We start from the raw sequence: 8,464 nt of genomic DNA on the forward strand, positions 1-8,464 counted from the left end.
GACGTTCGGGTCGCCTGCTGCCTCATGCAGGCGCCGCAGATCGGCGGCAAGGCCGACGGGGTCGATGGCTCCGAGGCGTACGGGAGGCCGTTTCAGCGGCGCGGCGGCCGCCCGCTTCCGCGCCGACTGCTTCCCAGCGGAGCGTTTCCGTGCCTTCCGAGGAGAGCGAGAGGGCATGGTGGGCATTCTCCCGAATCAAGGCGGAGCGGACGTCCCCTGTGCACGGGCTTAGGGTCGCGCACTCCGGCGGGCGGGCCGATGACCGGTCAGGCTCCCCCGCATGCGGGCCGGTGCTCGACACCGGGTCCGGCCCCTGGCTGGAGGGGTCTTCGCCTGGGTGCGGCGCACGCTAGTATGACGGCACGGTAGACCTGCTACCTCCCGCCCAGCACGGCGACCCGGACTCGCGTGCTTGACATGGCGGCAAGGGGGAGATCCTCACAGCGCTTGGTACTTTCCGCGCCTGTTCGGCGTGCCGGTCCGGGAGCCACGCCGAGACTGGACATCTCATGGCGAAAGCCGACCGCAACACCCGTCTCCGCTCCCGCATCACCGGAGAGAACAACAACCAGGCCCGGCAGTGGCTGCGCGAGCACGGGCTCACCCACGGCGCCGTACCGGACGCCGAAGACCCCCAGCAGCAGGTCCTTGAGGCTGCCCTGCTGATCGCCCTCGCCCGGTGTACGGATCCGCTCGCCGGGCTGGAGACGCCGGATACCTTGTTCGGCATCGCCAAGGCCACCCCTTCCGCGAAGTTCTTGACTCTGTGGCCGGCTGCCGGCGTGGAGGCAGAGGTCCTGGCCCGGTTGCTGCCCAGCCGCGCGCCGGACGGCGACATCCGTGGCGTTCCCGGCCTGGGCTGGGCCGCGGTGGGCAGGTATCTGCATCTGTCGGTTCCCGGGCATGCGGGTCGTGTGCTGGTGGGCGCGACCGCTCGGGACGCCGGCACCCGGGACATCGACGCCGCCCACGAGCTCGTGGCCGAGGCCGGGCTGGAGTGGCTGGCGGACCAGGCCACGACGCCGCAGGAGGAAGCGGCCTGGCGGAACCAGATTGCCGACCTGGAGTCAGCGGCACCGGCGTGGAGCCGCGCGCTGCGCCGGCCGCGGCTCGCGCTGGCCCAGCGCGCCGAGATGGCCCGGCAGGCACCGAGCATGGACCTCCTGGCCGACGATGAAGACGCGCTGCAGCCGCGGCCGCACGGTCCGGCCGCCTACCGCGCTCCCCGCGTGGTGCACGTCCGTTCCCACCGCGGCGGCAACGGCTCCACGGTGGTGAGCATGCAGCTGGCCTGCGGCCTCGCCGGCACCGGCGCCCGCGTTGCGCTGGTGACCGACGACGCGGTGGTACGGCAGGAGGCACCGGGCGCACCCCTCGGGGAGGACTGGCACACCGTGGACCTCCCCTCCGGCTCCGGGCAGCTGCAGGTCGCCTCCGCCGGGATGCTCGGTGACGACATGGACCAACGGGCGGCGGAAGCCCTCCAGCGGGGCGACTTGGTCATCCTGGACCTCGGCCGGTGGCGGACGCGCGGCCTTCCCAAGGCGGACCTGACCCTCGCGGTCGGCCGCCACGTCCACTGGGACTGGACCAGCACCGACGTCATCGACCGCCGCCCGGTGCACGTGCAGACCTACGACCGGCTCGACGAACTGTTCACCGCCGACCGCGGACGCCCTCCGGCGGCTGGCGAACTCGAGGCCTTGCTGGCCGCCCTGGACAGCGAGTTCCTCGCCTTCGCCCTCGGCCGCCTCTACGACGCCGACCACGGCGAGGAGGCGGCCGAGGACGGCGCTGACTTCTACGACCCGCAGGACGCGGAGGATGTCGAGGAGTGGTGGGCGCGCTTCAACAGGCCGCGGCTGAATCCCGAGGACATCCTCCCGGCCGAGGATGCCGCCCCGCTCGCGCAGTGGCGCCGCGAACTGCTGGAGGCCATCGACGCCGAAGGACACCGCCGCTATCCAGGGGTGTGGGAGGAGGCGCGCGAGATCTGGCCGGAGCACAACCGTCGCCGTAACCTCCAGCGCCTGGGGACCGACGGACAGGCCCTCGACGATCTGGTCCAGCGCCTCGATAGCTTCCTGGCCCGGCTGCCCGAGCTGGACGAGAACCCGAAGCCGGTCAGCGCGGACGAGTGTCGCGCCTGGTGTCAGGGACGGGTGTTCCGGTGGCTTGACGAGCGGTTCGCCGCACATCTGAAGCACGACGCCGGGCACCTGCCCCGGTCGGATGCCGACAGGCTGCTGAGCCTGCTCGATGCCCGCTTCCTGCCGGACATCCCCTCCGAGGTGCTGGATAGGGAGCCGGCCGAGGACTGGTGGTGGGACGTCGCTGGCGCGGCCCGCTGGCTGGACACCTTCGGTCCGGATCCGTTCGGTCCCGACGGCGATGACGACCTCCCTGAGGAGCGCGTCCGGTTCCTGAGTGCGGTCGACGCCGAAGGCCTGCGGAGGCACCCCGGCACATGGCCGCAGGTTCGGGAATGCTGGGCCGGGCACCACGCCGAGCTCACCGCGAAGGGCCGCAGGCCCTTCGAGCCCGCCCCGGAGCAGTTGCCCGCCCTGCGCCGTGCCTTCACGACCCGGCTGCACGACGCTGGGGCCGCGGCATCGGTGCCGGACTGGGAGACGGTGGCCCAACGGTGGGTGGCTCAGGAGCGTACCGACGCGGAACGGGTCGAGGAGTTCGCAGATCTTCTCGAGCATCACCACCGTCCGGCTGACGCCGACCATGTCGCCGCCGCGCTCGAGAGGGATCTGCACGTCCTCCGCCTCAACGCAGACGCCGCCGCGGCGATCGTCGTCAACCTCTTCCGGGCCGACAGCGCGACGCAATCGGCGGACGCGGTCAGCGAGGCCTTGGCCTCCCGAGGCATCGCAGGGGTGTGCACGGTCCCTCAGCGGCGGCTCCTGGAGCCCCGAGCGGGAGGGTTCGGGCCGGCCTCCTGGAGCGACCGCCGCGTGCGCGACGTGCAGCACGACCTGGCGACCCTGGCCCTCCGGGCACTCAAGACCGGCACCGGAACGGAGTGAACGCACCGGGGAGCCGGCGGCACCCACGGTTCGGCAGGATTGCACAGGCTGCCGATCACGGGCTGCGGCCGGCTCCCCCGCCGGTGGCCGAGGGGCTGCGCCGCGGTTTGACCCGTGTCCCCTCCGCCGTCGGCGATCTGGGGACCCGTTGGTCGGCGGCTCCCGTACGCGCGCTGGCGACCACCGGGTCTGTCCCGGGGCGCGCCGTTTCCGTCCACTCTGGGCGGCTGGTGACGCACTTCGCGGGCAGCTGAAGCGGGTGCCCGTGCGCGCCGTTCCGCGGGAGGGTTGACCGTATGAGCGGCACAGCAGAGGTGATCCAGTTAGCCGGCGGCGATGCGGATGTCACTGCGGCCGTGATCACCGCGGCCGCGGCGCTCCTCGGAGCCGCCGGAGGCGCCATGTACGGGGCGCGTGGTGTGCAGAAGGCCGCGCGTACGCAGGCACGCGGCGGCTACACCACGGCGTTGGAGCAGCACAACCACGAAGCGCGCCGTGCCGCTTTCGTCGATTTCTACACGCTCGGTCTGACCCTCTTGAAAGACCTCAAGGACTTCGCCGGGCTGGACTCTCGCACCATCGGGACCGAGGAGCCCGCTGATCCCTTCGTCGACCAGCGTGAGCGCGTGAACGCTGCCGCAGCCGAGATCCGCATCCTGGGCCCCCGTCAGGTCTGGGAGCGTGCCCGGGAGTTCAGGAATCAGGTCGAGGGGGTCACCTGGGGAATCAGAGCGGACCACGCCGTCTTCTACGGATGGCGCAACCTGGGGCTCGCCCGTCGCGCCGCGCCACCGCTCCCGGAGACAGCCGTGGCCGCCCGGCGCGCGCTGAGCCGGATCTACCACGCGCGTTCCGACAGCACGCAGGAGCGGGAGCACGCCGCTGCCACCGCACCGCTGCGAGACGCTGAAGCAGCCGGGCTCATTACCGGCGCTCAGCGGGAAGCTCTGCACGCCGATCCCATGGGAGTGGGCGAAGAGCGCCGGCTCCCCGAGGAGAAGCTCTCCCCAGCACGGGCGCAGCTGAAGGAGGCGCTGGAGGCGTTCGCCGAGGTCGCCAGCGCATCCCTCGAGGACACCACGCTGCCGCCAGCGCGTGAAGAGCCGTAGCCGCCTCGAACACAAGTACGAACATGGGTCGATTTCCAGAATGGAAATCCGCTCCAGGCCCCGGGTGCGCACGCAGTCGCCGGACACCCGGGGCACACGGCTTCCGGGAGCGTTGTCCCTGGTCAGCAGCCTCTCCTGGTGATGAGTGTACCGGCAGGGCCTGTCACGCTGCACCGTGCGCGTGCGCGGGGAGCGGCACGTCACCGTCGTCGCGCCAGACAGGCCGGGCCGGATCCGAGACGTCCCACCCGCGCCACCGCCTATCGAGGACTTCACCGGTCGAGGGGTCCACCACGCCGGCGGGGACCAGCACCGGCCGCGGCCGCGCCGCTCGCCGACGGACCTGCCGCTCGGCCCACCAGCGTTGGAAGGCCGCCCGCTCCCGTTGGTGCCGACGGCGGCGCCGCTGTCCGGCCCCGGCGGTGCCGCGCTGTGTCGCGGCGGCCTGCAGCGTCGCTTCGTGCGGGTGGACAGCCACCTCTCCGGCCAGCTCCGCCGCCAGGTAGTACAGGCCCTCCAGCTCGGTGACCAGGCCGTCCGCGGCCATGGCGCGCAGCTTCCGGCCGACGGTCGTGCGGTGCAGCCCGGTTGCGGTGCGCAACTCCTCGGCGCTGCGCCCGTCGACGGCGTCCAGGCAGGCCAGCAGCCGGGCGCCGCTGGTGCCGTGGGCGTAGCGGTGGAAGGCGTCGTGGGCCATCACCGCGGCCAGCGACGCGGTGTCGGTGTGCAGGACTAGGACAGTCTCTGCCCCCCTCTCCCCGGCAGTTGGTGACTGTCCTGGTGTCGCACACATCCAGCTGCGCAGCTCCTCGGGCAGGTCGTCCGGGAGACGAAGCCGCCACCGGCTCCCGTGGTTCGCCCCGGTGCCTCGCTCCAGCTGCTCCAAGAAGCCGGCCTCGATGAGCCGCTGGTCGCTGTCGGCGACGGTCTGCTTCGCGCACCCCATCCGCTCCGCCAGCGGCCGCGCCGCGATCGTGTGCTCCAGCCCGCCGGCCCACTCGCACAGCTCCAGCCTGGCCACCAGGTTCTTCAGGTCCGTGTCCCTTCCCCGACGCGTCGGCCACGGCCGCATCTCCACGATCCGACGGAACCGCTCGATCTGCTCCCACGCCTCGTCCCGGCCGCGGATCGTGCCCGAGCGCGCCACCCACTCCCGGGCACGGAAGAGCATGTCGGTCAATTTCGCTTCGGCGTACGCCGTGCCCTTGCGTTGGCGCAGCCGCCGGGCCCACGTGCCGCCCGCTGTCGGCGTGTAGATCAGCGCCTGGTGGAAGTCGGCCGGCGTCCATTCCCGGCCCGGCTGCGAGCAGCCCACCGCCAGCGCCATCGTCTGCCGGTACCCGGTGTCAGCCTCGTCCCGGCCCACGTATCGGTCCTCGACATCGCCCTCGAGGAGCAGCCTGCGCATCCGGCCCGAGAGCGGCTTCCGCTCCCACACCGCCACCGGCCGCCGCGCGGAACCGCGCACCGCTGGCGCCGTCACTGCCCGCTCACCTCCGCCAGAGCAGCGACGTCCGAGCCGCCTGGCCTGGTGTCCTCCGGGAGCGGCCGGGCGGCGTACCGGGCCAGGCGCTCCGCCCGCGTCTCCACCGGCTCCGACGGGAGCGCCTCGTGCCGCTGCTGCACGCGCAGCGCCTCCTGCCGGGAAGCGAGCAGGTACTGGGCCGTGCGGGCCCGCGCCTGCCTCGCGGCCTGGTCCGCGGCCGCCTGAGCGCTGGCGCGGTCGTCGTAGAGGTGCGCGCTGCGCATGCGGGCGGCGAACGCCCCGGCCGCTTCCTCCTCGGCCTGCGGCGTGCGCCCGAGCATCGCCAGCGCCGACCGCCGGTACTCCCCCACCGCGGCTTCGGCCGTCAGGCGCGCCAGGCACGACAGCGTCAACCGCGTCGCCCCGGCATCCTGGGCCCGCTGGAGTTCACCGTCGAGCTCCTGCCGGACGTCGGACTCGACCTGCGCGGCCACCTGCTCCCGATCGGCGGCGTCCTCCGGCTCACACCAGGCCGCAGCCGCGAGCTCCACGGCCCGGGCCACCGCCTCGTCGACCGACCGCCAGTTCCCGCAGACCTCGCACAGCCCGGCCGCGTCCGGCTGCCCGCACTCCTCGCACGGACGCGCCTGCACCTCCCGCTGCTCGGCTTCCGCCCGCAGCCGGCGCTCCGCGAACTCCGCCGCACGCGCTTCCCGCTCCCGGACCGCGAGTTCCTGGCGCCCGGCCTCGGCCACCATGTCCTGGACAACACGGGCCTGGAGACGCCGTTCGACCTCGGCAAGACGCACCTCCGAGGCGGCGCCCGGCATCTCCGCCGCCACCTCGGCGAACACGCTGCCGCGCCGGGCGCGCCGGTCACCGACCAGCATCCGGCAGCTGTCACACGCGCCACCGGTGTCCATGCGCCTGCCCTCGTCGCAGCGGTGATCATGGCAGACCACGCGGCGAGGCAGCCCGCGCCCCAGTAGCCAGCCGACCGGATCGGCCACCGGCCCGTCCTGATCCAGAAGGCGTCGCTGGAGGCGGTGCGCGAGCACCGCCTCCGCCCCCTCCGGACCTAGCACTCCGCGTACGCGCTGAAGCTCGTGTCGCACCTTCCGCGCAAGCCAGCGCCGGGTACTGGACCGCGGAATCCGCGACCACAGCCACTGGACCGGCTCCAGCGCTTCAACCAGATCACTGGGAACCCCAGCAGGCCGGACTAGCACCAGCCGGTGACGCCGAAGAGGCGCTGTTGGGGGGTTGCTGAGGGTTGGTGGAAGCTTTTCCCCGCCCCGCGGGCCAGGTGCAGCGCCGAGCTCCGCAGGCGAAGAACGTGCAGGATCACCATCCTCGCGCTCGCGCGCGCGTTCCGGCCGACCACCGGTCCCCCCGACGGCTACGCCGGAAAAGCAGTCACTACCCGCACCAACATCAACCACAGTGACCACCCCCGCGTGGTCGGCGTGGTGGTCGGCACCGGAATCCAAGTCGCTACAGCCCTCACGCGAGTGCGACACCCCGTGTGCCGCCTGGCCTGAAGCGGCCTCGGATGCCTTCCCGTGGTCCTGAAGATCTCCAACGGCAGCAGCGGGGCGCAGCGAAAGTTCCTCCAGCACGTCATCGAAGGAGGCCTGCCCCTCCCCCGCGACCGGCCGGTCATCCACCACAACCCCCGGCAGACCCGCCGCAGCGTTCCCGCCTCCCTGGCGGACCCGTTCACGAGCGCCGGATCCGGGAGCGTCACCAGCGCAGCCCCTCCGCGCTTCAGGGCGGCCATGCGCGACGGCGACCTCCGGCACCACCAGCACCGACTTCCCGCCCCGCCCCGGCACGGATTCGACAGCACCAAGATCCTTCAGACGCGACAGCACCTTCGCCGCGCCCCAGATCTTGCACCCCAGCAGGTGAGCCAACGTCGCCTCACCACGACTGCGCCCTCTGCGTACCGGGCCGCCAACCAGCCTCACCTGCCCGTTCTCCCGGGCGCTCAGAGCTAGCAGCACTAGCGCCAGCCGGTCCGTGGCAGCTCCCGGGCCCGTGCGCTCGGCCAGCACTCCGGGAGGAGTCGCGGTCTTGGAGGGGTCTTTCGGCTGCCAGCCTGGAGCGAACAGCTGCTCGAGCACCCGCAGAAGCACCGCCAGCTCCTCGCGGGACAAGGCCAGGGGGTGCCGCACGCCTCCCGTCTGCCGTGCCCACACCAACGGCCGGATCGTGCAGGAGAGGCCGCGCACGTTGCCGGCTTCATCGGTGACCTTTTCCGAAGCCAGGAACCGGGCCGCCCGCAACTCGGGCAGTACCTCGTGCCCCACGTGCGATTCGCAGTACCCGAGCCACCGGCCCAGCTCGGCCGTCCAAGTCCGTGTACGGCAGGTCTCCGCCGAGGCCTTAGTGAAGAGCACCACCGCACCAAGGCGCGCCGCATCGGACTTACTACTCAGAGACGGGTGCCGGATGAGCTCCAAGACCGCGTTCAGCAGGCGGACACGCATCGTCGGACTCAACTGCAAGGGATGAGAAGGCCCCGTCTGACGATCATGTAGAGGACGGGACGAAGTCTGTGAACGGGCCAAGTCAGACACATCGGGGCCTGATTGAGGCATGGCTGAACTGGCCCTCGTACGGGTAGCTATGATCTGCTCCAGTTCGAGGAGGAGAAGGGATGCCTTCATCGCCACCCGGCACCACCTGGGGAGGTAGAGCGGCCGGGCAAGCGTCGGTATTCAGCTAGAGATGCGGGTAGGTCTCACCTCCTCCTCGACAGCGCAAGCGGCCCGGGATCCCGCAGTCCCGGGCCGCTTCGTGTCCTGGCACACACGTCGAGCCAGGTGGTGGGCGGAGCAGAACCTGCTCCG

General features: G+C 72.1%; 4 protein-coding genes. 2 read left to right on the forward strand and 2 right to left on the reverse strand.

Annotation, left to right across the window (positions count from 1 at the left end):
• Window positions 1-509 precede the first annotated feature (509 nt).
• Both AN218_RS02145 and AN218_RS02150 read left to right on the forward strand, forming a co-directional pair.
• Window positions 510-3,035, forward strand: a complete 2,526-nt coding sequence (locus AN218_RS02145) for a CpaE/TadZ family protein (protein WP_070014743.1) — start codon at window positions 510-512, stop codon at window positions 3,033-3,035.
• A 296-nt stretch (window positions 3,036-3,331) separates the two neighbouring features.
• Window positions 3,332-4,144, forward strand: coding sequence for a hypothetical protein (locus AN218_RS02150; protein ID WP_070014745.1), 813 nt, complete (start codon window positions 3,332-3,334; stop codon window positions 4,142-4,144).
• A gap of 163 nt (window positions 4,145-4,307) precedes the next feature.
• On the opposite strand, the gene AN218_RS35135 is transcribed toward AN218_RS02150, so the two are convergent.
• Together AN218_RS35135 and AN218_RS35920 are read right to left on the reverse strand one after the other, a co-directional pair.
• Window positions 4,308-5,627 carry a hypothetical protein gene (locus AN218_RS35135; RefSeq protein WP_070014747.1) on the reverse strand — a complete coding sequence of 440 codons (1,320 nt, stop codon included), beginning with the start codon at window positions 5,625-5,627 and terminating at the stop codon, window positions 4,308-4,310.
• Window positions 5,624-8,101, reverse strand: a complete 2,478-nt coding sequence (locus AN218_RS35920) for a hypothetical protein (RefSeq protein WP_141747408.1) — start codon at window positions 8,099-8,101, stop codon at window positions 5,624-5,626. Before AN218_RS35920 ends, AN218_RS35135 begins: the two co-directional genes overlap by 4 nt.
• Between the last annotated feature and the right edge of the window lie 363 nt (window positions 8,102-8,464).

The organism is Streptomyces nanshensis (genome assembly GCF_001751255.1).
GTDB classification, from domain to species: domain Bacteria; phylum Actinomycetota; class Actinomycetes; order Streptomycetales; family Streptomycetaceae; genus Streptomyces; species Streptomyces nanshensis_A.